The sequence below is a fragment of the Streptomyces hygroscopicus subsp. hygroscopicus genome (genome assembly GCF_001553455.1).
GTDB classification, from domain to species: domain Bacteria; phylum Actinomycetota; class Actinomycetes; order Streptomycetales; family Streptomycetaceae; genus Streptomyces; species Streptomyces hygroscopicus.
The window spans coordinates 1-24,743 of record NZ_BBOX01000047.1 but is presented as its reverse complement, the minus strand read 5'-3'; the positions used below and the strand labels follow the sequence as shown (position 1 = coordinate 24,743).

General features: G+C 71.3%; 19 protein-coding genes. 14 read left to right on the top strand and 5 right to left on the bottom strand.

Annotated elements, in window-relative coordinates; translation table 11 throughout:
* Positions 1-16 precede the first annotated feature (16 nt).
* From nuoE to nuoN, 10 genes are read left to right on the top strand one after another with little or no spacing between them, the layout of a single operon-like run.
* Entirely contained in the window at positions 17-826 is an 810-nt protein-coding gene (gene nuoE / locus AXW62_RS06125; RefSeq protein ID WP_060943599.1) for an NADH-quinone oxidoreductase subunit NuoE, read from the top strand.
* Positions 826-2,208: an NADH-quinone oxidoreductase subunit NuoF gene (gene nuoF, locus AXW62_RS06120; RefSeq protein ID WP_030834905.1), complete on the top strand. Its 1,383-nt coding sequence runs from the start codon at positions 826-828 to the stop codon at positions 2,206-2,208. The genes nuoE and nuoF overlap by 1 nt, the downstream gene beginning before the upstream one ends.
* The gene (locus AXW62_RS06115; RefSeq protein WP_060943593.1) at positions 2,205-4,694 is read left to right on the top strand and encodes an NADH-quinone oxidoreductase subunit G; all 2,490 of its coding nucleotides are present in this window, start codon (positions 2,205-2,207) and stop codon (positions 4,692-4,694) included. Before nuoF ends, AXW62_RS06115 begins: the two co-directional genes overlap by 4 nt.
* A 26-nt stretch (positions 4,695-4,720) precedes the next feature.
* Complete coding sequence (gene nuoH, locus AXW62_RS06110) at positions 4,721-6,046, top strand: NADH-quinone oxidoreductase subunit NuoH (RefSeq protein ID WP_236259896.1); 1,326 nt, start codon at positions 4,721-4,723, stop codon at positions 6,044-6,046.
* The gene (gene nuoI, locus AXW62_RS06105; RefSeq protein WP_079106491.1) at positions 6,039-6,632 is read left to right on the top strand and encodes an NADH-quinone oxidoreductase subunit NuoI; all 594 of its coding nucleotides are present in this window, start codon (positions 6,039-6,041) and stop codon (positions 6,630-6,632) included. Before nuoH ends, nuoI begins: the two co-directional genes overlap by 8 nt.
* Positions 6,629-7,570 carry an NADH-quinone oxidoreductase subunit J gene (locus AXW62_RS06100; RefSeq protein WP_060943590.1) on the top strand — a complete coding sequence of 314 codons (942 nt, stop codon included), beginning with the start codon at positions 6,629-6,631 and terminating at the stop codon, positions 7,568-7,570. The genes nuoI and AXW62_RS06100 overlap by 4 nt, the downstream gene beginning before the upstream one ends.
* Positions 7,567-7,866: an NADH-quinone oxidoreductase subunit NuoK gene (nuoK, locus tag AXW62_RS06095; RefSeq protein WP_009715954.1), complete on the top strand. Its 300-nt coding sequence runs from the start codon at positions 7,567-7,569 to the stop codon at positions 7,864-7,866. Before AXW62_RS06100 ends, nuoK begins: the two co-directional genes overlap by 4 nt.
* A 16-nt stretch (positions 7,867-7,882) precedes the next feature.
* Positions 7,883-9,823, top strand: a complete 1,941-nt coding sequence (nuoL, locus tag AXW62_RS06090) for an NADH-quinone oxidoreductase subunit L (RefSeq protein ID WP_060943589.1) — start codon at positions 7,883-7,885, stop codon at positions 9,821-9,823.
* 3 nt (positions 9,824-9,826) lie between these two features.
* The gene (locus AXW62_RS06085; protein ID WP_060943588.1) at positions 9,827-11,491 is read left to right on the top strand and encodes an NADH-quinone oxidoreductase subunit M; all 1,665 of its coding nucleotides are present in this window, start codon (positions 9,827-9,829) and stop codon (positions 11,489-11,491) included.
* Entirely contained in the window at positions 11,488-13,140 is a 1,653-nt protein-coding gene (gene nuoN / locus AXW62_RS06080; RefSeq protein ID WP_060943587.1) for an NADH-quinone oxidoreductase subunit NuoN, read from the top strand. The genes AXW62_RS06085 and nuoN overlap by 4 nt, the downstream gene beginning before the upstream one ends.
* A 246-nt stretch (positions 13,141-13,386) precedes the next feature.
* Here nuoN and AXW62_RS06075 read toward each other — a convergent pair whose 3' ends face one another.
* Together AXW62_RS06075 and fahA are read right to left on the bottom strand one after the other, a co-directional pair.
* On the bottom strand, positions 13,387-13,896 hold the full coding sequence (locus AXW62_RS06075) for a hypothetical protein (RefSeq protein WP_060943586.1): 510 nt from the start codon (positions 13,894-13,896) through the stop codon (positions 13,387-13,389).
* Between the two features lie 49 nt (positions 13,897-13,945).
* Positions 13,946-15,196, bottom strand: coding sequence for a fumarylacetoacetase (gene fahA, locus AXW62_RS06070; protein ID WP_060943585.1), 1,251 nt, complete (start codon positions 15,194-15,196; stop codon positions 13,946-13,948).
* A 972-nt stretch (positions 15,197-16,168) separates the two neighbouring features.
* On the opposite strand from fahA, the gene AXW62_RS06065 reads away from it, so the two are divergent.
* The 4 genes from AXW62_RS06065 to AXW62_RS06050 all read left to right on the top strand — a co-directional run bounded on the left by AXW62_RS06065 (position 16,169) and on the right by AXW62_RS06050 (position 20,951).
* Positions 16,169-17,179: a polyprenyl synthetase family protein gene (locus tag AXW62_RS06065; protein ID WP_030834933.1), complete on the top strand. Its 1,011-nt coding sequence runs from the start codon at positions 16,169-16,171 to the stop codon at positions 17,177-17,179.
* 221 nt (positions 17,180-17,400) lie between these two features.
* Complete coding sequence (locus AXW62_RS06060) at positions 17,401-18,639, top strand: LolA family protein (RefSeq protein WP_060943584.1); 1,239 nt, start codon at positions 17,401-17,403, stop codon at positions 18,637-18,639.
* 25 nt (positions 18,640-18,664) lie between these two features.
* Positions 18,665-19,669, top strand: a complete 1,005-nt coding sequence (locus AXW62_RS06055) for an ABC transporter ATP-binding protein (protein WP_060943583.1) — start codon at positions 18,665-18,667, stop codon at positions 19,667-19,669.
* 349 nt (positions 19,670-20,018) lie between these two features.
* On the top strand, positions 20,019-20,951 hold the full coding sequence (locus tag AXW62_RS06050; protein WP_060943598.1) for an ABC transporter permease: 933 nt from the start codon (positions 20,019-20,021) through the stop codon (positions 20,949-20,951).
* A 130-nt stretch (positions 20,952-21,081) separates the two neighbouring features.
* Here the strand turns inward: AXW62_RS06050 and AXW62_RS06045 are convergent, their stop codons facing one another.
* The 3 genes from AXW62_RS06045 to AXW62_RS06035 all read right to left on the bottom strand — a co-directional run bounded on the left by AXW62_RS06045 (position 21,082) and on the right by AXW62_RS06035 (position 24,431).
* A complete protein-coding gene (locus AXW62_RS06045; protein ID WP_060943582.1) occupies positions 21,082-22,080 on the bottom strand; it encodes a M28 family metallopeptidase in 999 nt (332 codons plus the stop codon).
* A gap of 342 nt (positions 22,081-22,422) precedes the next feature.
* Positions 22,423-23,439 carry an EamA family transporter RarD gene (rarD, locus tag AXW62_RS06040; RefSeq protein ID WP_060943581.1) on the bottom strand — a complete coding sequence of 339 codons (1,017 nt, stop codon included), beginning with the start codon at positions 23,437-23,439 and terminating at the stop codon, positions 22,423-22,425.
* A 134-nt stretch (positions 23,440-23,573) separates the two neighbouring features.
* A complete protein-coding gene (locus tag AXW62_RS06035; protein ID WP_060943580.1) occupies positions 23,574-24,431 on the bottom strand; it encodes an SDR family oxidoreductase in 858 nt (285 codons plus the stop codon).
* Between the last annotated feature and the right edge of the window lie 312 nt (positions 24,432-24,743).

The window sequence follows — 24,743 nt, the reverse complement described above, 5'->3', positions numbered from 1 at the left end:
TGATGTCCAGCTCGGGATGCCGGAGCTGCCGGCCCCCGACTACCCGGCCGAGGTACGCGCCCGGCTCGAGGCGGACGCCCGGGAGGTGATCGCCCGCTACCCGGACAGCCGCAGCGCGCTGCTGCCGCTGCTGCACCTGGTGCAGTCCGAGGAGGGGCACGTCACCCGCACCGGCATGCGGTTCTGCGCCGAGATGCTGGACCTCACCACCGCCGAGGTCACCGCCGTCGCCACCTTCTACACGATGTACCGGCGGCGGCCCTCCGGCGACTACCAGGTGGGGGTGTGCACCAACACCCTGTGCGCGGTGATGGGCGGCGACGCGATCTTCGAGGAGCTGCAGAGCCACCTGGGGGTGGGCAACGGGGAGACCACCGAGGACGGCAAGGTCACCCTGGAGCACATCGAGTGCAACGCGGCCTGCGACTACGCACCCGTGGTGATGGTCAACTGGGAGTTCTTCGACAACCAGACCGTCGAGTCCGCCAAGCGGCTGGTCGACGATCTGCGGGCGGGCCGGACCGTCGAGCCGACCCGGGGCGCGCCGCTGTGCACCTACAAGGAGACCGCCCGCATCCTGGCCGGATTCCCGGACACGCGCCCCGGCGCCGTCGAGGCCGGCGGCTCCGCGGGGCCCGCCTCGCTGGTCGGGCTGCGGCTGGCCAAGGGGGAAGTGGCGCCCGGCCGGGTCGTCTCGCCGAGGTCCGCGGACGCCCCGCAGGACGAGTCGCCGCCGACGCACCCCAGCTCTCATGACGCGCCGCAGCGGACCTCCGCCTCCGATCCGCATCATCCGGCCGGTCCGGTCGCCGAGGAGGGGGAGTGATGACCGTGACAACCGAGATCAATGGGCACAGCCCCGAGAAGCTGCTGGCACCCGTGCTCTCCGCGTTCTGGGACCAGCCGAACTCCTGGACCCTGCGCACCTATCTGCGGCACGAGGGCTACGAGGGCATGCGCAAAGCCCTCGCCATGGACCCCGACGCGGTGATCGCGCTGGTGAAGGACGCGGGTCTGCGCGGCCGCGGCGGCGCGGGCTTCCCCACCGGAATGAAGTGGCAGTTCATTCCGCAGGGCGACGGCAAGCCGCACTATCTCGTCGTCAACGCGGACGAGTCGGAACCGGGCACCTGCAAGGACATCCCCCTTCTCTACGCCAACCCGCACGCCCTCATCGAGGGCATGATCATCGCCTGTCACGCCATCCGCTCCGAGCACGCCTTCATCTATCTGCGCGGTGAGGTCGTCCCCGTGCTGCGGCGGCTGCACGAGGCGGTTCGCGAGGCGTACGAGGCGGGCTACCTCGGCACCGCGGACCGGCGCGGGCAGAAGCTCGGGGTGGACGGACTGCCCGGTCTCGACATCACCGTGCACGCCGGCGCCGGCGCGTACATCTGTGGTGAGGAGACCGCGCTGCTGGACTCGCTCGAGGGACGCCGCGGCCAGCCCCGGCTGCGGCCTCCCTTCCCCGCGGTCGCCGGTCTGTACGCGTGCCCCACTGTTGTCAACAACGTCGAATCCATCGCCTCGGTTCCCTCGATCCTCAACAAGGGCAAGGAATGGTTCCGTTCGATGGGCAGCGAGAAGTCCCCGGGCTTCACGCTCTACTCGCTGTCCGGCCATGTGGCCAACCCCGGACAGTACGAGGGCCCGCTCGGGATCACCCTGCGCCAGCTGCTCGAGATGAGCGGCGGGATGCGCCCCGGCCACCGGCTGAAGTTCTGGACCCCGGGCGGCTCGTCCACCCCGCTGCTCACCGATGAGCACCTCGACGTCCCGCTGGACTACGAGGGCGTGGGCGCGGCCGGGTCGATGCTGGGCACCAAGGCGCTCCAGTGCTTCGACGAGACCACCTGCGTGGTGCGGGCCGTGACCCGCTGGACCGAGTTCTACGCGCACGAGTCCTGCGGCAAGTGCACACCCTGCCGCGAGGGCACGTACTGGCTGGTGCAGCTGTTGCGCGACCTCGAGGCCGGCAAGGGGCGCATGGACGACCTCGACAAGCTGGCGGACATCGCCGACAACATCAACGGCAAGTCCTTCTGCGCCCTCGGCGACGGCGCGGCCAGCCCCATCTTCTCCTCGCTGAAGTACTTCCGCGCGGAGTACGAGCAGCACATCACCGGCGGAGGCTGTCCGTTCGACCCGGCCAGGTCCACCGTCTGGGCCGACCAGCCGCGCTCCACTCACCTGGGGGTGAACGCATGACCGTGACCACCAACGCACCCTCGTCGGGCGGGGAGGCGGCGGTGCCGCGAGAGGATCTGGTCTCCGTCACCATCGACGGGATCGAGATCTCCGTCCCCAAGGGGACGCTGGTCATCCGGGCGGCCGAACTGCTCGGCATCGAGATCCCGCGGTTCTGCGACCATCCGCTGCTCGACCCGGCCGGCGCCTGCCGCCAGTGCATCGTGGAGGTGGAGGGCCAGCGCAAGCCGATGGCCTCCTGCACCATCACCTGCACCGACGGGATGGTCGTCAAGACGCAGCTCACCTCGCCGGTGGCCGAGAAGGCACAGCGCGGGGTGATGGAGCTGCTGCTGATCAACCATCCGCTGGACTGCCCGGTCTGCGACAAGGGCGGTGAATGCCCGCTGCAGAACCAGGCGATGAGCACGGGTTCGGCGGAGAGCCGCTTCGAGGGGCGCAAGCGCACCTTCGCCAAGCCGGTCCCGATCTCGGCCCAGGTGCTGCTGGACCGCGAGCGCTGTGTGCTGTGCGCGCGCTGCACCCGCTTCTCCAACCAGATCGCGGGCGACCCGATGATCGAGCTGCTGGAGCGGGGCGCGCTCCAGCAGGTGGGCACCGGCGAGGGCGACCCGTTCGAGTCGTACTTCTCCGGCAACACCATCCAGATCTGCCCGGTGGGCGCCCTGACCTCGGCGGCCTACCGCTTCCGCTCCCGCCCCTTCGACCTGGTCTCCTCGCCCAGCGTGTGCGAGCACTGCGCGGGCGGCTGCGCGACCCGCACCGACCACCGGCGCGGCAAGGTCATGCGGCGGCTGGCGGCGGACGACCCCGAGGTCAACGAGGAGTGGATCTGCGACAAGGGCCGCTTCGGCTTCCGCTACGCGCAGCTGCCGGACCGGCTCACCACCCCGCTGGTGCGCGACCGCGAGACCGGGAAGCTGGAGCCGGCGAGCTGGCCCGAGGCGCTGGCCGCGGCGGCGGCGGGGCTCGGCGCGGCGCGCGGCCGCACCGGCGTGCTCACCGGCGGCCGGCTGACCGTCGAGGACGCGTACGCCTACGCGAAGTTCGCGCGGCTCGCCCTGGACACCAACGACATCGACTTCCGCGCCCGTACGCACAGCGACGAGGAGGCCGACTTCCTGGCCACCCACATCGCGGGCCGGGGCCGTGACCTGGACGGCAGCGGGCTCACCTACACCGCGCTGGAGAAGGCCCCGGCCGTCCTGCTGGTCGGTTTCGAGTCCGAGGAGGAGTCGCCCGGCGTCTTCCTGCGGCTGCGCAAGGCGCACCGCAAGCGCGGACAGCGCACCTTCTCCCTGGCCACCCACGCCACCCGGGGACTGGAGAAGGCGGGCGGCACCCTGCTGCCGGCCGCCCCCGGCACCGAGACCGAGTGGCTGGACGCCATCGCGGGCCGCACCGGACTGGACGAGAGCGGGGAGCGGGCCGCCGAGGCGCTGCGCCAGGAGGGCGCGGTGATCATCGTGGGCGAGCGGCTGGCGTCCGTGGCCGGCGGGCTGACCGCCGCCGTACGGGCCGCCGCCGCCACCGGGGCCACGCTCGCCTGGATTCCGCGCCGGGCGGGCGAGCGGGGCGCGCTCGAGGCGGGGGCGCTTCCCGGGCTGCTGCCCGGCGGCCGCCCGGCCCACGATCCGCGGGCCCGCGAGGAGGTCGCCTCCGTCTGGGGGACCGCCGATCTTCCGCACCAGGTGGGCCGGGACACCGGCCAGATCATCGAGGCCGCGGCGGTCGGCGGGCTCGGCGCGCTGCTGGTCGCGGGCGTCCAGATCGCCGATCTGCCCGATCCGGCGCGGGCGCTGGAGGCGCTGGAGGCGGTGGACTTCGTGGTCAGCCTGGAACAGCGGCCCTCGGAGGTCACCGAGCGGGCCGATGTGGTGCTGCCGGTCGCGGCGGTCGTCGAGAAGCCGGGCACCTTCCTCAACTGGGAGGGCCGGGCCCGGCCGTTCGAGGCGGCGCTCAAGCCCGACCAGATGACCCGCCGTCACACCCTCCCGGACGCCCGGGTGCTGCACATGCTGGCCGACGCGCTGGACACGCCCCTGGACCTGCCGGACATCGAGGCCGTACGGGCCGAGATGGCCCGGCTCGGCACCTGGCAGGGCCCGCGCGCCACCGCCGCGCTGGAAACGGGCGGTCCGCTGCCCCGGCCGGCCGAGGGCGAGGCGGTGCTCGCCGGCCATCGGCTGCTGCTCGACCAGGGCCGGCTGCAGGAAGGCGATCCGGCGCTGGCGGCCACCCGCCACGCGGCCGTGGCCCGGCTCTCGGCGGCCACGGCGGACGAGGCGGGGGTCGAGGACGGCCAGCTGCTCCGCGTCACCGGCCCGGCCGGCTCCCTGCACCTGCCGCTGTGCGTCACCCCGATGCCCGACCGGGTGGTCTGGCTGCCGCTGGCCTCCGCCGGCGGCGGCGTCCAGCGCGATCTGGGGGCCCGCCCCGGCGATGTCGTCACGATCACTGCCCCCGCGACGGAGGTGACCCAGTGAACTACCTCGCCGCAGAGGACCTGTCGATGTTCGGCCGCGACCCGTGGTGGCTGATCCTGATCAAGGCCGTCTTCTGCTTCGCGTTCCTGATGGTGACGGTGCTCATCTCCATCGTCATGGAGCGCAAGGTGGTCGGCTGGATGCAGCTGCGCATCGGGCCCAACCGCCATGGGCCCTGGGGCATGCTGCAGTCCCTCGCGGACGGCGTGAAGCTGATGTTCAAGGAGGACGTGGTCGTCAAGGGCGCGGACAAGGTGGTCTACGTCCTGGCGCCGGTCGTCGCGGCCATCCCCGCCTTCATGGCGGTCGCGGTGATGCCGTTCGGCCCGGCCGGCGGCGAGGTCTCGGTCTTCGGGCACCGCACCGCGATGCAGCTGACCGATCTGCCGATCGCCGTCCTCTACATCCTCGCCACCGCCTCGGTCGGCATCTACGGCATCGTGCTGGCGGGCTGGTCCTCCGGCTCGACCTATCCGCTCCTGGGGGGCTTGCGCTCCTGCGCCCAGATGATCAGCTACGAGATCGCGATGGGGCTCTCCTTCGCGGCGGTCTTCCTCTACTCCGGGTCGATGTCGACCTCGCAGATCGTCGAATCCCAGCAGGACCGCTGGTACGCGGTGCTGCTGCCGGTCTCCTTCCTCATCTACATCGTCTCGATGATCGGTGAGACCAACCGGGCGCCCTTCGACATGCCGGAGTCCGAGGGCGACCTGGTCGGCGGCTTCAACACCGAGTACTCCTCGATCAAGTTCGCGATGTTCATGCTCGCCGAGTACGTCAACATGGTCACCGTCTCGATGGTCGCCGTCACCCTCTTCCTCGGCGGCTGGCGGGCGCCCTGGCCGATCAGCACCTTCTGGGAGGGCGCCAACCACGGCTGGTGGCCGCTGCTGTGGTTCCTCGGCAAGGTCGTCGCGTCGCTGTTCGTCTTCATCTGGGTGCGCGGCACGCTGCCGCGCGTCCGCTACGACCAGTTCATGAAGCTGGGCTGGAAGGTGCTCATCCCGATCTCGATGGTCTGGCTGATGCTGGTCGCCACCGTCCGGGCGCTGCGCAACGAGAACTACGACTACCAGGACATCGTGCTGTACGTGGGCGGTGCGGTGATCGCGCTGCTGCTGCTGTCCTTCGTGGTCGACTTCTTCCGCGACCGTTCGGCGCAGGCCGAGGCCGGAGCGGAACAGGGACCGGAGCCCGCCTTCGATCCGATGGCGGGAGGTTTCCCGGTGCCGCCGCTGCCCGGTCAGACCCTGCCGCCGGTACCCCGCCGACGTTCCCGCCGGGAGCGGGAGTTGATTGTCAGTGGTGGCCCCGACACTGTCAGTGACGGAAAGGAGGCCGATGGTGTCTGACTTCCAGAATCCGGTGGCCGGCTTCGGCGTGACCTTCAAGGCCATGTTCAAGAAGCGGCTCACCGAGCAGTACCCAGAGGAGAAGAAGCCCACCGCGCCCCGCTTCCACGGACGCCACCAGCTCAACCGGCATCCGGACGGGCTGGAGAAGTGCGTCGGCTGTGAGCTGTGCGCCTGGGCCTGCCCGGCCGACGCGATCTACGTGGAGGGCGCGGACAACACCGACGAGGAGCGCTACTCCCCGGGCGAGCGCTACGGCCGCGTCTACCAGATCAACTATCTGCGCTGCATCCTGTGCGGTCTGTGCGTCGAGGCGTGCCCCACCCGGGCGCTGACCATGACCAATGAGTACGAACTGGCCGACCGCAGCCGCGCCTCGCTCATCTACACCAAGGAGGAGCTGCTCGCGGGCCTGCAGGACGGGATGGTCGACACCCCGCACGCCATCTACCCCGGCATGGACGAGCAGGACTACTACCGGGGCCTGGTGACCGAGGCCGCGCCCGGGACCACCCGGCAGGCCGCGGTCAGCAAGGGCGAGACCCTCTCCGACCAGGCCGCGGGGAACGAGGAGGTGCAGGCATGAGCGGCGCTCTGGCCGCGGCGGCCTCCACCACCTCCACCGGTGAGGCATTCCAGTTCTGGGTGCTCGGCACCGTCGCCGTGATCGGCGCGCTGGGCACGGTCCTGATGCGCAAGGCCGTGCACAGCGCCCTGTGCCTGGCCGGCACCATGATCGTCCTGGCGGTGTTCTACCTCGCCAACGGCGCGTACTTCCTGGGCGTGGTCCAGATCGTGGTCTACACCGGCGCGATCATGATGCTCTTCCTCTTCGTGGTGATGCTGGTCGGTGTCACCGCCGCCGACTCCCTCAAGGAGACCTTGAAGGGGCAGCGCTGGCTCGCCGCCCTGTGCGGGCTCGGCTTCGGCATCCTGCTGTGCGCCGGGATCGGCAATGCCTCGCTGAAGACGTGGAACGGCCTGGGCCAGGCCAACTCCGGCGGCAATGTGGAGGGTCTGGCGGCCCTGGTCTTCACCAAGTACGTCTTCGCCTTCGAGATCACCGGCGCTCTGCTGATCACCGCCGCGGTCGGCGCGATGGTGCTGACCCACCGCGAGCGCACCGAGCGGGCCCGCAGCCAGCGCGAGCAGGCCGAGGCGCGGGTGCGCACCGGCCGGAACGTGCCGCCGCTGCCCGCCCCCGGCGTCTACGCCCGGCACAACGCGGTGGACATCCCCGGTCTGCTGCCCGACGGCACCCCCTCGGAGATGACCGTCAACGCGACGCTGCGCGGCCGGGGCCAGATCCGGGACGTCTCCGGTGAGGCGCTGGCCGAGCTGGCAGCCCTGGAGCGGCGCTCGCAGCGCTGGCTGGGCCGGGAGACCACCGGCGGCGGCAAGAAGGCCGGGGGCGCCCCGGAGGCGGAGAACGGGCGGGGTTCCCGGAGCGCCGAGAACGCCGAGAGCGCGGAGAACGCCGAGAACGCCGAGAACGCCGGGCATTCGAGGGGAGTCGCCAAGTGAATCCGGTCAACTACCTCTACCTGGCCGCCCTGTTGTTCACCATTGGTGCGGCCGGCGTCGTGATCAGGCGGAACGCGATCGTCCTCTTCATGTGCGTCGAGCTGATGCTGAACGCGTGCAACCTGGCGTTCGTCACCTTCTCCCGGCTGCACGGCAATCTCGACGGCCAGATCATCGCCTTCTTCACGATGGTCGTCGCGGCGGCGGAGGTCGTGGTCGGTCTCGCGATCATCGTGACCGTCTTCCGCTCCCGCCACTCGGCCTCGGTCGACGACGCCAGCCTGATGAAGCTCTAGAAGGGGTCGCGTTCAAGTGGAGAACCTCATCGGATTCCTCGTCGCGGCACCGCTGCTCGGCGCGGCCCTGCTGCTGTGCGGGGGGCGGCGGCTGGACGGCAAGGGCCACTACATCGGCACGCTGCTCGCCGCGGCCTCCTTCGTGATCGGCGCGGTGCTCTTCGCCGAGATGCTCGGCCGCGGCGAGCACGACCGGGCCCTGCACAGCAAGGTCTTCAGCTGGATCCCGGTGGGCGGCTTCCGGGCGGACGTCGCCTTCCAGCTCGACCAGCTGTCGATGACCTTCGTCCTGCTGATCACCGGTGTGGGCACGCTGATCCACATCTACTCGATCGGCTATATGGAGCACGACGAGCGCCGCCGCCGCTTCTTCGGCTATCTCAACCTCTTCCTCGCGGCCATGCTGCTGCTCGTCCTCGCCGACAACTACCTGCTGCTGTACGTCGGCTGGGAGGGCGTCGGTCTCGCCTCCTACCTGCTCATCGGCTTCTGGCAGCACAAGCCCAGTGCGGCGACGGCGGCCAAGAAGGCGTTCATCGTCAACCGCGTGGGCGATGTGGGCCTGTCGATCGCGATCATGCTGATGTTCACGACGTTCGGCACCTTCACCTTCGCCCCGGTGCTGACGGACGCGGACCACGCGAGCGAGGGCAAGCTCACCGCGATCGGGCTGATGCTGCTGCTCGCCGCCTGCGGCAAGTCGGCCCAGGTGCCGCTGCAGTCCTGGCTCGGGGACGCGATGGAGGGCCCGACCCCGGTCTCGGCCCTGATCCACGCGGCGACCATGGTGACCGCGGGCGTGTACCTGATCACCCGCTCCGGCCCGATCTTCGAGGGCGCACCGGACGCCCAGGCCGCGGTGGTCACGGTCGGCGCGGTCACGCTCCTCTTCGGTGCGATCGTCGGTTGTGCCAAGGACGACATCAAGAAGGCCCTGGCCGGGTCCACCATGTCGCAGATCGGTTACATGATCCTGGCCGCCGGGCTCGGCCCGATCGGCTACGTCTTCGCGATCATGCACCTGGTGACCCACGGCTTCTTCAAGGCGGGGCTCTTCCTCGGGGCCGGATCGGTCATGCACGCCATGAACGACGAGGTCGACATGCGCAAGTACGGCGGCCTGCGGACGTACATGCCGATCACCTTCGTCACCTTCGGGCTCGGCTACCTCGCGATCATCGGCTTCCCCGGGCTGTCCGGCTTCTGGTCCAAGGACAAGATCATCGAGGCGGCGTTCGCCAAGGGCGGCACCGAGGGCTGGATCCTGGGCGGTGCGGCCCTGCTGGGCGCGGCCATCACCGCGTACTACATGACGCGGGTGATGCTGCTGACCTTCTTCGGCGAGAAGCGCTGGGGCACCACCCCGTCGCCGGACGAGCCCAGTGCCGAGCCCGCCGCCGAATCGGCCGGGGCACATGCCGAGCCGCATCCGCACGAGTCGCCGAAGTCCATGACCATCCCCATGATCGTGCTGGCCGTGGGATCGGTCTTCGCGGGCGGGCTGTTCAGCCTCAACGACGCGTTCCTGACGTGGCTGGAGCCGGTCACCGGCCACAGCCACGGCGACTCCCCGCTCAGTGCCGCGGCGGTCACCGCCGGGACGATGGTGGTGCTGGCGATCGGTGTCGCGCTCGCCTGGGCGCAGTACGGGCGCCGCCCGGTGCCGCGGACCGCCCCGCGCGGATCCCTGCTCACCCGGGCCGCCCGGCGCGATCTGCTCCAGGACGACTTCAACCATGTCGCGCTCGTCAAACCCGGCCAGTACCTGACCCGCGGTCTGGTCTATCTCGACCACAAGCTGGTCGACGGGGTGGTCAACGGCACCGCGGCCTCGGTCGGCGGGCTCTCCGGCCGGCTGCGGAGGCTCCAGAACGGCTACGCCCGGACGTACGCGGTCTCGATGTTCGGCGGTACGGCGGTGCTCATCGCCGCGACCCTGCTGATGAGGGCGGTCTGAGTCATGTCATTTCCCCTGCTGACGGCCACGGCCGTGGTGCCCGCGCTCGGTGCGGTCGCCACCGCCGCCGTGCCCGCCGCCAAGCGCGCCGCCGCCAAGTGGGTGGCGCTGGGCTTCTCCCTGGCCACGCTCGTCCTCGCGGCGATCGTGCTGGTCCGCTTCGACCCCGGCGGCGCTCACTTCCAGCTCACCGAATCCCATGCCTGGATCAAGGACTTCGGGGTCCGCTACGAACTGGGCGTGGACGGGATCGCGGTCGCGCTGATCGCGCTCACCGCGGTGCTCATCCCCTTCATCATCCTGGCGGGCTGGCATGACGCCGATCCGCTCGAAGGCGCCCGCCCCAATCGCCGCTGGCGGCCCACCCAGGGCTTCTTCGCGCTGATCCTGCTGGTCGAGGCGATGGTGGTGATCTCCTTCGAGGCCACCGACGTCTTCCTCTTCTACATCTTCTTCGAGGCCATGCTGATCCCGATGTACTTCCTCATCGGGGGCTTCGGGGACCGGGCCGGGGGGCGCTCGGAGGAGGAGACGGCCACTCAGCGCTCCTACGCCGCGGTGAAGTTCCTGCTCTACAACCTGGCGGGCGGGCTGATCATGCTGGCCGCGGTGGTCGGTCTGTACGCGGCCACCGCCGACCACCTCGGCAGCGGCACCTTCTCGTTGCAGGAGATCGTCCAGGCACGGGCGGCCGGCCGGCTGGACCTGGCGTCCGGCACCGAGCGGCTGCTGTTCCTCGGCTTCTTCTTCGCCTTCGCGGTGAAGGCGCCGCTGTGGCCGCTGCACACCTGGCTGCCGAACGCGATGGGGGAGTCCACCGCCCCGGTCGCCGTGCTGATCACCGCGGTCGTCGACAAGGTCGGCACCTTCGCGATGCTCCGCTTCTGCCTCCAGCTCTTCCCGGAGGCCAGCACGTGGGCCACCCCGGCGATCATGGTCCTCGCGCTCATCAGCATCATCTACGGGGCGCTGCTGGCGATCGGCCAGCGGGACATCAAGCGGCTGATCGCCTACGCCTCGATCTCCCACTTCGGCTTCATCATCCTGGGCATCTTCGCGATGACCACCCAGGGCCAGGGCGGCGCCACCCTCTACATGGTCAATCACGGTGTCTCCACGGCCGCGCTGATGCTGGTGGCCGGGTTCCTGATCACCCGGCGCGGTTCGCGGCTCATCGAGGACTACGGCGGGGTGCAGAAGGTCGCCCCGGTGCTCGCCGGCACCTTCCTGATCGGCGGGCTCGCCACCCTCTCGCTGCCCGGACTCGCGCCGTTCATCAGCGAGTTCCTGGTCCTGGTCGGCACGTTCAGCCGTTACCCGGCGTTCGGCGTGATCGCGACCGTCGGCATCGTGCTGGCGGCGCTCTACGTCCTGATCCTCTACCAGCGCACCATGACCGGTCCGGTGAAGGCCGAGGTGCGGTCCATGCCCGATCTGCGGGTGCGCGAGCTGGTCGTCGTGGCCCCGCTCATCGCGCTGCTGATCTTCCTCGGGGTCTATCCCAAGCCGCTGGCCGACATCGTCAACCCGGCGGTCGGCCACACGCTGTCCGTGGTGGACAAGAAGGATCCCAAGCCCGAGCACCCCGTCACCGACGCGGGCTGGTTCCATTACGGTCCGGCGTCCGAGGGTGCTTCCCACGACGGTGCTTCCGGAGGTGCCAAGTGACCCACGCGGCCACTGTCCACAGCCTGTGGACAACAGCGGCGGCGGCGCCCGACAAGATTCCGTCGCCCGATATCGAGTACGGCCAGCTGTCGCCCACGCTGATCGTGCTCGGCGCCGCGATCGTCGGCGTTCTGATCGAGGCGTTCCTTCCGCGCCGGCAGCGCTATGCCGCACAGCTGTTCGTCTCGGTGGTCGCCCTGGCCGCGGCCTTCGCCGCCGTGATCGGCCTCGCGGCCGGCGACTACGGCACCAGCAAGGCCCGGGTCGCGGCCATGGGCGCGATCGCGGTCGACGGGCCGGCGCTCTTCCTCCAGGGCACCATTCTCCTGGTCGCGCTGGTGGCGGTGTTCACCTTCGCCGAGCGGCGGCTGGACCCGGTGGCGCACGGAAACCGTGTCGACTCCTTCGCGGCGCAGGCCGCCGCCGTGCCCGGCGGCGATGCCGAGAAGGCCGCCGTCAAGGCCGGTTTCACCACCACCGAGGTCTTTCCGCTGGTCCTCTTCGCGGTCGGCGGCATGCTGGTCTTCCCGTCCGCCAACGACCTGCTGACGCTCTTCGTGGCGCTGGAGGTCTTCTCCCTGCCGCTGTACGTGCTGTGCGCGCTCGCCCGGCGCCATCGCATGCTGTCGCAGGAGGCCGCCGTCAAGTACTTCCTGCTGGGCGCCTTCTCCTCGGCGTTCCTGCTCTTCGGCATCGCCCTGCTGTACGGCTACGCGGGCACGGTCACCTACGCCGGGATCGCGGACGTGGTCGACGGCCAGGTCAGGAACGTCACCCCGGCGCTCGCCGGGACCATGGGCAACGACGCGCTGCTGCTGATCGGCGGGGCGATGGTGCTGATGGGGCTGCTGTTCAAGATCGGCGCGGTGCCGTTCCACATGTGGACCCCGGACGTCTACCAGGGCGCCCCCACCCCGGTGACCGGCTTCATGGCGGCGGCCACCAAGGTCGCGGCCTTCGGCGCGCTGCTGCGGCTGCTGTACGTCGTACTGCCGGGGCTGCGCTGGGACTGGCGGCCGGTGATGTGGGGCGTCGCCATCGTCACCATGCTGGGCGGTGCGATCGTGGCCGTCACCCAGACCGATGTGAAGCGGCTGCTGGCGTACTCCTCGATCGCCCACGCCGGGTTCATCCTGGCCGGTGTCATCGCCACCACCCCCGAGGGCATCTCCTCCGTCCTCTTCTACCTCGCCGCGTACTCCTTCGTGACCCTCGGCGCCTTCGCGGTGGTCACCCTGGTGCGGGACGCGGGCGGCGAGGCCACCCACCTGTCCAAGTGGGCCGGGCTCGGGCGCCGTTCGCCCCTGGTGGCCGCCGTCTTCGCGGTGTTCCTGCTGGCCTTCGCCGGTATCCCGCTGACCAGCGGCTTCGCCGGGAAGTTCGCGGTCTTCAAGGCGGCGGCCGACGGCGGCGCCGGCGCGCTGGTGGTGATCGGTGTGATCTCCTCGGCGATCGCCGCGTTCTTCTACATCCGGGTGATCGTGCTGATGTTCTTCAGCGAGCCGCGCACGGACGGCCCGTCCGTGGCGGTGCCGAGCCCGCTGACCTCGTCGGCCATCGCGATCGGCGTGGCGGTCACGCTGGTCCTGGGCGTTGCCCCGCAGTACTTCCTGGACCTCGCGAGCCAGGCGGGGGTCTTCGTCCGGTAGGCCCGGCAGGCCCGGTAGGTCCGGTGGCGGGCAGCGGATCCGGGACACCCGGACGCACCGACGCCGCTGACCGGCAGTCATGAGGGCTGCCGGTCAGCGGCGTCGGTGCGTCGAAGGCTCTCCCCCTCCCGCCCCCGTCCGGCGGGGCCACGTTCGTTCCCGCTGGTGGCGGAGCGGATCGGCGAACCCCCGGCGCGGGGGCGCGCCAGGGGCTCGAAGGTGTGGACCGGTGTCCGGCGCGGTGTCTCAGCCGGTCGGGAGGTCGGTCGGCAGGTTGGTCGGGATGTCGGACGGGAGGCCGGAGGGGAACGACGTCGGAAGGCCCGAGGGCAGGTCACTGGGCGAGGCGGCCTTGGTGAACGTGTCGTTCTCGGCCAGCGCGTCCCAGTCGACCGTGAGGGTCTTGCCGTCCGCGCTGGGGGTGACCTTGCCCGCGGAGCGGTCGGTGTTCCCGTCGGCGCACTTGAGCATCAGCATCTTCCCGCCCATGTCGGTGTACTCACCGGTGCAGGTGTGCTTGCCGGCGATCAGGACGGCCTTCTCGCCGCTGATCGACAGGATGACGGCCCCGTCACCGGACTTGGCCACGTAGGCGCCCGTGACCTTCGCGTCCGCGCCCCCCTCCGCCGGGGCGCTCGACGCGGAGGAGGTCTCCTTGGACGCGTCCTTCTCGTCGTCGCCACCGTCACTGCCACATGCGGTCAGCAGCAGGGCGGCCGCCGCCACCGCGCCGGCCATGCTCACTGCCTTCTTCACGTTCTTCTCCTCGATTGGTGGGGCAGGAGCACGACAAATTAGCAGCCGGTCAGGGCATGGCCGGGACGACCTGGCCGGCCACCTCGCCCAGGCCGATGCGGGTGCCCTGCGGGCCCGGTGCCCAGGCCGTGATGGTCACTTCGTCACCGTCCTCCAGGAAGGTCCGGGTGCCGTCGGGGAGGCGCAGGGGCTCGCGGCCTCCCCAGGTGAGTTCGAGGAGACAGCCGAGCTCGTCCGGGCGCGGACCGCTGACCGTGCCGGAGGCGAAGACGTCGCCGGTGCGCAGCGAGGCGCCGTTCACCGTCAGGTGCGCGAGCTGCTGGGCCGCGGTCCAGTACATGGCGGAGAAGGGCGGGCGGGAGACGGTGTGGCCGTTGAGGGCGACCTCGATGCGCAGATCCAGTCCGCCGGGCTCGCCGGAGCTGTCGTCGAGGTAGGGGAGGGGCGGGACGTCGCGGGCGGGAGGGCCGGTGCGGGCGGCGGCGAGGGCCTCCAGCGGGGTGACCCATGCGGCGAGGGAGGTGGCGAAGGACTTGCCGAGGAAGGGGCCGAGCGGGCGGTACTCCCATGCCTGGATGTCGCGTGCGGACCAGTCGTTGAGCAGGCAGACGCCGAAGACGTGATCGTGGAACCCCGAGAGGGGCACCGGTGTATTCACAGTGGAAGGGGCGCCGACGACGAAGGCCACCTCCGCTTCGAAGTCGAGGCGGCGGGAGGGGCCGAAGACCGGAGTGGGGGAGGAAACGTGTGGTGCGGAGGTATCGGCCGGGGGCAGGTGCTGGCCCCGTGGGCGGACGACGGGCGTGCCCGAGACGAGGATGGTGCCGGCCCGGCCGTGGTAGCCGATCGGCATGTGCTTCCAGTTGGGGGTGAGCACATCGCCGTCGGGGCGGAGGATCCTGCCCGCGTTGGTGGCGTGGTGTTCGCTCGCGTAGAAGTCGACGTAGTCGGCCACCTCGAAGGGGAGATGGAGGGTGAGGGTGGCCAGCGGGTGCATCAGCGGCTCGATGGCCGGCCGGTGCGCCGGGTCGGTGAGCCAGCCGAGCACCTCGGCGCGGACGGCCTGCCAGACCGGGCGTCCCGCGGCCATCAGCGGGTTGAGGGTGCCCGCGCCCAGCAGCTCGGCGTGCGGGGAGGCGGTGGCGGCCGCGGCGGCTCCGGCGTCCAGCACATGGTCTCCGTAGCGCACCCCGATTTTCCGCAGATGAGGAGCGTGCGGCGGGGTGAAGACGCCATAGGGGAGGTTGTGCGGGCCGAAGGGGTCGCCTTCGGGCAGGTCCAGGGGGGATCGCTGCGGCATCGGGGCTGTCTCGCCTTCTCCTCGGCACTGTGGGGGCGCAGGCCACACCCTAAGCGCGGGAGGGCCGGCGCCGCGGCCGGCGAACGAGCAGGGGCCGCACGGGCTGTGTGTCCGGCACGGGGTGCCCACGCCCGGGGGCGCCTTGCCCGCCGCCCATGCCGATGGGAAGGCGTTCGCGGCGAGGTGCGGGTCACCCGGGGGCCGGGGATCGGCCGGGTCGCCGTGCGGGAGGACGGCCGGCCGGTGCTCACCCTTGAGCGGGGGCGCCGGTCAGGTGAGTCGGCGGCCGTCGACCGTGTGCCGGGCGCGACGGGCGACCGGATGGGCCGCGCGGCGCCGGGCTTCCCCGGGCCCGGGATCCGTGCCGAACCGGTCACCGGCCCCGGAGGGCCCCGGCCCGGCGTGGGGCACGGCTCGGTCGGTTCCGGGGTTTCACGCCCGGCCCGGCGTGGGGCACGGCTCGGTCGGTTCCGGGGTTCCACGTCCGGCCCGGCGTGGGGCACGGCTCGGTCGGTTCCGGGGTTCCACGCCCGGCCCGGCGCCGGACACGGCTCGCCGGCCCCGGGGCTCCACCTCACCGGACCGCCCGCGGCGGTGGGTTTCGGCCCGGTGACGCGGTCCGCCCGCGGCACGGAGTGCGCGTCACCACGGCCGGCGAGGGCGGGTGGGCGCCGCGTACGGACGGGTGCCCCGCGCCCGCGGCCCCGGGCCTGTCCGTCAGGCCCCGGACGGCCCGGCCGAGGGCCGCTCCGGACGGCCGGCCCGGATGGCCGATTGGGGGCTGGGGCATGAATGATCTGCGGCGATCGCGATACCGCGGTGTGAAGTGGTCGGTTCGGGAGAGAACGGTGAGAGGTGCTACAAGGCGGGAAGGCGCCCACAGTGATCGATACCCGACCGGATACGCTGCCTGATGGTGGAGGCAGCGACACATCGACATTCGCGTCATTCGCAGGCAGACAGGAGTACCCCGTGAGCTTCGTCGGGCCCTTTGGGCTGAGCGTGCGGGACCGGACTCTGGAAGCCGACACCCAGGCCGGGCTGACAGCGGTCGAGGAGGGCCTGCTGGAGGCCACCAAGAGCGATGTCCCCTTCATCACCGAGGCCGCCCAGCATCTGGTGCGGGCCGGTGGGAAGCGTTTCCGGCCCCTGCTGGTGCTGCTGGCCGCGCAGTTCGGTGACCCCCATGCGCCCGGTGTGGTGCCCTCGGCCGTCGTCGTCGAGCTCACCCATCTGGCGACGCTGTACCACGACGATGTGATGGACGAGGCGGAAGTGCGGCGTGGCGTCGCCAGCGCCAACGCCCGCTGGGACAACTCGGTGGCGGTCCTCACCGGCGACTTCCTCTTCGCCCGCGCCTCGCACATCCTGGCCGACCTCGGCCCCGAGGCGGTACGGATCCAGGCCGAGGCGTTCGAGCGGCTGGTCACCGGCCAGATCCTGGAGACGGCGGGCCCCCGCGACGGCCGGGACCCGGTCGAGCACTACCTGGATGTGCTGGCCGGCAAGACGGGTTCGCTGATCGCCGTCTCCGGGCGGTTCGGCGCGATGATGGCGGGCGCCGACGAGACCATCGTCAGCGTCCTGACCCAGTACGGCGAGCGGCTCGGCATGGCCTTCCAGCTCGCCGACGACCTGCTGGACATCGCCAGCGACAGCCATGAGTCCGGCAAGACCCCCGGCACCGACCTGCGCGAGGGCGTCGCCACCCTGCCCGTGCTCTATCTGCGGGCGCAGGCCGAGGCGACCGGCTCCGCCGATGACCGCGAGCTGTGCGAACTGCTCGCGGGCGATCTCACCGACGACGGGCGCCATGCCGAGGTGCTGCGGCGGCTGCGCGTCCATCCGGCACTGGAGCAGGCCCGCGAGATCACGATCCGGTACGCGGCGGAGGCCCGTTCGATGCTGGCGCCGCTGCCCGAGGGCCCGGCCAAGGCGGCTCTCGAGGGGCTGTGCGACGCGGTGGTCCACCGGGCGGGCTGACGTCCCGAGGGGGCACCGCGGTGCCCCCTCCGTCCCTGACTCCCGGCGGAGCGCGTCATACCCGAGCATTACGCCGAGGTGATCCTGCGGGCTGACGCGCCACCTCGATCGATTTGGTGGGATGAAAAGACCACCACATGGCGGGATCGGGTGACAATGGCCCGAGAGGTGGACGAGTGCAAGCTGACAAAACCGCCGCCGACGACGGAGGTAGAGCACATATGGCACGGATCCGACCGACACAGGTCGCCGACGACGGCTTCTGGGACGAAGAGCGGCCATCACGGGGCAAGAAGGCCGCCCGGTACGCCGCCCCGGTCGCGGTCGCGGGCATCGCGGCGGCGACCATAGGACTGGTCCCGGCGCTCGCCAGCACCGGTGACCCCGATCTGCCGAAGATCTCGGCGCAAGAGCTCATCGGCAAGATGGCGGCGGCGGACGCCGAGCAGCTGTCCGGTTCGGTGAAGATCACCACAGATCTGGGCATCCCCTCGCTCCCCGGCGGCGGCTCCATCGCCGACCTCGGCGGGGCCCGGGGCGGCGACGCGTCCGCCTCGCCCGACTCCCGGCTGCTGGAGCTGGTGTCCGGCTCCCACACCCTGCGGGTGGCCGCCGACGGCCCCGACAAGCAGCGGGTCTCGATCGTCGAGAACGCCGCCGAGTACAGCGTGATCCACAACGGCGACGAGGTCTGGGCGTACGACAGCGGGAGCAACTCCGCCTATCACTCCACCGCCCCCCAGGGCGACAAGGCCAAGGGCGACCACCGGCAGGACCTGCCGAAGGACCTGCGGGACGCCACGCCCCAGGAGATCGCCAAGAAGGTGCTCGCCTCCGTGGACGACACCACCGATGTGACGGTCGACGGCACCTCCCGGGTCGCCGGGCGGGACGCGTACGAGCTGCTGATCAAGCCCAAGCAGAACAGCGACTCCACGATCGGGTCCGTCCGCATCGCGGTGGACGCGGAGAACGGCGTTCCGCTGAAGTTCACCCTCGCCCCCAAGAGCGGCGGCAAGGCGGCCATCGACGTGGGCTTCACCAAGGTGGACTTCGGCAAGCCCAAGGCCGGTACCTTCGACTTCACCCCGCCCAAGGGCGCCAAGGTCGAGGAGCCCAAGACCGGCCGGCACGGCGCCAAGGACTTCGGGGCCAAGGAGTTCAAGGACGCCCAGGGCGCCCTGTCCGGGCTGAACGTCATCGGCAAGGGCTGGGACTCGGTCGCCCGGCTCGACACCCCCGGCGCCGCAGCGGTGCCCACGGCGCCCGGCGGTGACAGCGGCCCGGGTGCGGCCTCCGGCTTCCTCAGCGGCTTCGGCAAGAAGGTCAAGGGCGACTTCGGCTCCGGCACCGTGTTCAGCACCCGGCTGGTGAACGCGCTGCTCACCGACGACGGCAAGGTCTTCGTCGGCGCGGTCGACAAGGACGCCCTGGTCAAGGCCGCCGACGCGGCCAAGTGAGGCACTGGGCCCACAGGGCCCGGACATGACGCATGACGAAGGGGAGCCCGTGGAGCAGCGGTCCGTCGAGGACGACGCCGCGGTGGAGACCCGCGGGCTCACCAAGCGTTACCGGGGCGGACAGGTCGCGGTCGACGCGCTCGACCTGTCCGTGCCGCGGGGCAGCGTCTTCGGCTTCCTCGGGCCCAACGGGTCGGGGAAGACGACGACCATCCGCATGCTCATGGGCCTGATCGAGCCCACCTCGGGCAGGGCCCGGCTGCTCGGCGAGCCGATGCCGCGCGCCGCCCGGAGCGTGCTGCCGAGGGTGGGCGCCCTCATCGAGGGCCCCGCCCTCTACCCCTTTCTGACCGGCCGCGACAATCTGCTGCGCTTCGATGCCGCGGACCCCACCGCCGACCCCCGCACCCGCGCCACCCGGGTCGCGGCCGCCCTGGACCGGGTCGGGCTGGCCGCCGCGGCCGGGAAGAAGGCCCGCGCCTACTCGCTCGGCATGAAACAGCGCCTGGGCCTGGCCGCCGCACTGCTCCAGCCGCGTGAGCTGCTGGTCCTGGACGAGCCGACCAACGGCCTCGATCCGCAGGGCATGCGCGAGATCCGCGCCCTGGTGCGGGAACTGGCCGAGGACGGCACCACCGTCTTCCTCTCCTCACACCTCCTCGATGAGATCGAACAGGTGTGCACGCACGCCGCCGTCATGGCCCAGGGCCATCTGATCGCCCAGGGCACGGTGGCCGAGCTGGCGGCCGGCAGCCGCGGCAGGCTGGCCGTCACCACCCCGGACCCGGCGGACGCGGTCCGGGTGCTCAAGGAGCACGGGGTGACGGATCTGGTGGTCCTGGACGAGCGGGTCTCCGGTGAGCTGCCGGTGCCCGGACCCGGCGCCGACGACACACCGCTGGAGCTGGCCGATCTCAACGCTGCCTTGGTGCGCGCCGGGGTACGGGTCCGGGCCTTCGGGGCCGAACGCGCCTCGCTCGAGGACGCCTTTGTCGCGCTGACCGGGGAGGGCTTCGATGTCGCGGGCTGAGGAACGGAAGGCGGCGGGCACGGGCGCACCGGAACCGGCCGGTACGGGCGCACGGGAGGCGGGCGACTCCCGGGTACGGGGGGTGGGCGTCGGGTCCCGCGCGCCGGAGGCAGGCGAGTCCTGCGCGGCGGAGGCAGGGGAGTCCCGTGTACCGGAGGCGGGTGTTGGGTCCCGAGCGCGGGGTGCGGCCGAGACCCGCGCGGCGGAGGCAGGGGAGTCCTGCGTACCGGAGGCGGGTGTTGGGTCCCGAGCGCGGGGTGCGGCTGACTCCCGCGTACCGGAGGTGGGCGTCGGGTCCCGGGCGGCGGAAGCGGCCGAGTCCCGGGCGGCGGAGGCGGCCGGTACCGGTTTGCGGGACGGGGCCCGCACCGGCGGACGGGACGCGTACGGCACCGGCGCATCCGGCGGGGAGAGGGGCGGCACGCGCCGCCCGAGCCCGCTGTGGGCCCTGGCGCTCTTCCGCTCCGAGCTGACCACCACCCTCCGCCGCTGGCGAACCCGCGCCCTGCTCGGGGTGCTCGCGCTGATCCCGATCCTCATCGGCGTCGCGGTGAAGATCGAGACGAGCGATGGCGGAAACCTCGGCGGCGGCCACGCGGGAGACGGACAGGGCCCCGCCTTCTTTTCCCAGATCACCAACAACGGGATCTTCCTGGTCTTCGCCTCACTGGCGGCGACGCTGCCGGTCTTCCTGCCGATGGTGATCGGAGTGATCGCCGGTGACGCCATCGCCGGTGAGGCGGGCGCCGGGACGCTGCGCTATCTGCTGGTCGCCCCCGCCGGGCGGACCCGGCTGCTGCTGGCCAAATTCACCACCACCATGGCCTTCTGCCTGATCTCGACCCTGATCGTGGCCCTCTCGGGCCTGGTGACCGGGGCGCTGCTCTTCCCCCTCGGCGATGTCACGCTGATCTCGGGCATCACCGTCCCGTTCGAGGAGGCCCTGCTCCGGGCCCTCGGCGTGGCGGCCGTGGTGGCGCTGTCGCTGGTCGGGATCGCGACGGCGGGGCTGTTCATCTCCACCCTGACCAACAGCGGGATCGCGGCCATGGCCACGACCGTGGGGCTGGTGGTCACCGTGCAGATCCTGGACACCATCCCGCAGCTGCACGCGATCCACCCGTACCTCTTCCCGCACTACTGGCTCAGCTTCGCCGATCTCCTCCGCGAGCCGGTCTACTGGGACCAGCTGATCAAGAACATGGGGTTGCAGGGGCTGTACGTGGCCGTGTTCGGCTCGGCGGCCTGGGCCCGGTTCACCGCGAAGGACATCACAGCCTGAGCCGGTGCGCCGGTGCCCTGTCTGCGCCGGTGCCCTGTCTGAGCCACTGTGTCGGTGGAGCCGAACACGGCACGTCATCCGGATTCCGAGGTTCTGAGGGGCTGAGGTCCCGAAATTCCGGGACCGCGGATCAGGCGCCGCCGAGCGTCCAGACCGCGTAGGCGATGGCGTCGCTGTTGCGGTCCAGGGCGGTGTCGTTGATGTTGCTCGAGGTGTCACAGGAGCGGTGGTAGCAGCGGTCGAACGCCTGGCCGGAGGTGCCGCCCCACTTCTGGGCCTGGGCGGCGGTCTTGATGTAGTCGGCGCCGCTGAAGAGACCGCCCACCGGAATCCCCACGTTCTTGAACGGCGCGTGGTCGGAGCGGCCGTCGCCCTCGGTCTCGATCTCGGTGGGGATGCCCTTGGCGGAGAAGAACGCCTTGAACACCGACTCGATCCCGGGATCGTCGTCATAGACGAAGTAGCCGGGGTTGGGCGAACCGATCATGTCGAAGTTGAGATATCCGTCGATCTTCGCCCGTTCGGCGGACGACAGGTTGTTGATGTAGTAGCGGGAGCCGACCATCCCCAGCTCCTCGGCGCCCCACCAGGCGAACCGCAGATGCTTGGTGGGCTTCGCGCCCTGGCGGGAGACGGTGAGCGCGGTCTCCAGGATCGCGGCGGAGCCCGAGCCGTTGTCGTTGATCCCGGGGCCCGCGGTGACGGAGTCGAGGTGGGCGCCGGAGAACACCACGTTGTTGGTGTCGCCGCCGGGCCAGTCGGCGATGAGGTTGTAGCCGGTGGCGCCGGAGGAGGTGAACTGCTGGACGGTGGTGGTGTACCCGGCGGCGTCCAGCTTGCCCTTGATGTAGTCGAGCGACGCCTTGTAGCCGGGGCGGCCGTGGGCGCGGTTGCCGCTGTTGGCGGTGGCGATGGACTGCAGCTGGGCCAGATGGGCCTTCACGTTGGCCAGGGAGATGTCCGGCGCCGCGAGGGCGGTGCGGGCGTCCGCCGCGTGCTGGGCCGGTGCGGCGGCCGAGGTGGCGGGGGCCGCCGACACCAGGGCGGCGATCGCCGTACCGGCGGCGGCCACGGCGGCCGTGCGGCGTATCAAGGATCTTCGGGGGCGGCGCTCGGCGCATGACGACATGGGGGGCTCCGGTTCCGAACGAGGACAGGACGGAATGACGTGACGCGGTGTGGTGCACGTGCCCGTGGGGCGATGGAGCGGCGAAACGGCGGTGCGGTGAAGCAGAGACGCGGTGAACTGACCGTGCGGTGAAGCGACCGTGCGGTGAAGCGGTGGTGGCGCGACGCTGATGTTCCGGGCGTGACTGACTCCGCGTCAAGGGCGGAAACCGGACATCACGCGCCGGATATCGGTCCCGGCCGGGTATCGGGCACGGCGGCCTCCGCCGCGCCGGTGCCGGGGGCGGCATCGAACGCATCCAATGCATCGGAGGCATCACATGCATCCAATGCATCGGTTGCATCAGAAGTATCCGTTTGCGTCAGAGGTATCCGTTGCATGGGATGCATCGGTCTCCGGCGTCGCCGCTGCCGTTGCCGACAGCACGGCCGCCCGCGCCGCGGCTGCGGCCAGCTCCCGCCGCCCCCGCCGGGCGGTGCTCAGCGCGTCCCAGGTGAGCAGGGCGAGGGCGAGCCAGACGAGGGCGAAGCCCGCCCACCGCTCCGGTGGCATCGACTCGTGGAAGACGGCGAGCCCGAGGACGAACTGGAAGGTCGGCGCTACGTACTGCAGCATCCCGATCACCGAAAGCGGCAGCCGCACCGCCGCGGCCCCGAAGCAGATCAGCGGCAGCGCCGTGACGAATCCGCAGCTCGCCAGCAGTGCCGCATGCCCGGCGCCCTCGCTCGCGAACGTGCTGCCGCCATGCGCCCCGAGCCAGAGCAGGAAGCCGAGCGCGGGCAGGAACTGCACGGCGGTCTCGGCGGCCAGCGACTCCAGCCCGCCCAGTCCGATCCGCTTCTTGGCCAGGCTGTAGGTGGCGAAGCTGAGGGCGAGGGTGAGCGCGATCCACGGCAGCTTGCCGTAGCCCACCGACAGCACGCCCACGGCCACCGCACCGACCCCGACCGCCGCCCACTGCGCCGGCCGCAGCCGCTCACGCAGCAGCAGCACTCCGAAGGCGATGCTGACCAGCGGGTTGATGAAGTATCCGAGCGCGGTCTCCACCACGTGCCCGCTGTTGACGCCCCAGATGTAGAGACCCCAGTTGACCGAGATCACGGTCGCGGCGAGGGCGATCATGCCCAGCCGTCCGGGCTGCCGCAGCAGCGGCCGTACCCAGCTCCAGCGGCGCAGCACCAGCAGCACCAGCCCGACCGCCGCCAGGGACCACACCATCCGGTGGGCGAGGATCTCCACCGCGCCGGCGGGCTCCAGCAGCGGCCAGAAGAGCGGCACCAGCCCCCACATGGCGTACGCGGCGAAGCCGTAGAGCAGGCCGGTGCGATCGGTGGGGTCCTGCTGGTCCTGCGGCGTCACGGCACCCTCCCCGACGGCATGGCAGGGCCCGGACCGGGCCCGAAGCTCCGAAGGTAGCGCCGCCGAGGGTCGCCTGTCATTTCCGTTCCGGGCAACGGTGATGACAGGCGGGCCGTGGTGGGTACGGGGCGGGGTCAGCCCTTCAGCGCGGCCGCGACCGAGTCGGCGATGGGCGTGGTCGGGCGGCCGATGAGACGGGACAGATCGCCCGGGGTGGCGGCCAGCCGGCCGCGCTCGATGGCCGCCTCGACATCGGAGAGGATCGCGGCGACCGGCTCGGGCATGCCCGAGCCGGTGAGGATGGCCCGGACCTCCTCCGTGGAGACGACGCGGTAGACGATCTTCTTGCCGGACTGGGCGGCGACCACGTCGGCGTACTCGGCGAAGCTCCAGGCGGTGTCGCCGGAGAGCTCGTACACCTTGCCCTCGTGGCCCTCACCGGTCAGGACGGCGACGGCGGCCGCCGCGTAGTCGGCGCGCGAGGCGGAGGCGACCCGGCCCTCGCCCGCGGCGCCCACGACGGCGCCGTGCTCGAGGACGGGGGCGAGGTTCTCGGTGTAGTTCTCGTTGTACCAGCCGTTGCGGAGCAGGACGTACGGCAGACCGGAGTCGGTGATCGCCCGCTCGGTGACCTTGTGCTCATCGGCCAGGGTGAAGTCGGCGGCGGGGCCGCCCAGCACGCTGGTGTAGGCGAGCAGCGCGACCCCGGCCTCCTTGGCGGCGTCGATGACGGCCTGGTGCTGCGGGCCGCGCTGACCGATCTCGCTGCCGGAGATCAGGAGCACCTTGTCACCCGCGGCGAAGGCGCCGGTGAGCGTCTCGGGCCGGTTGTAGTCGGCCACGTGCAGCCGTACGCCGCGGTCGGCGAGCCCGGCGGCCTTTCCGGCGTCGCGCACCACCGCGGTGATCTGGTCGGCGGGGACCTTCTCCAGCAGGCCCTCGACGACGAGGCGGCCGAGGTGGCCGGTGGCTCCGGTGACGACGATGCTCATATCCGTGACTCTCCTGTTCGGTCGGTACACCCACCTTAGAGGAAGCGCTAACTTTTGGAAAGCTGCTGTTGATTCGGCGGGCGTGTCGCCCGCGGCACGGGAGCGCCGGGGGCGGCGTACGGAAGCCCCGCCCGGGGTTCCCGCCCGGGGTTCCCAGCGGGGCCGGAAGCGCCGAGCGGGTGCCCGCCCGGAAACGCGGGTGTCGGCCCGGAAACGCCGAGCGCGGGGCCGGATACGCCGAGCGCCCGCCCGGAAGCGCGAGCGCAGCGCCGGAAAACGCGGAGCGGGTGCCCGGCCGGAGCGTGGTGAGAC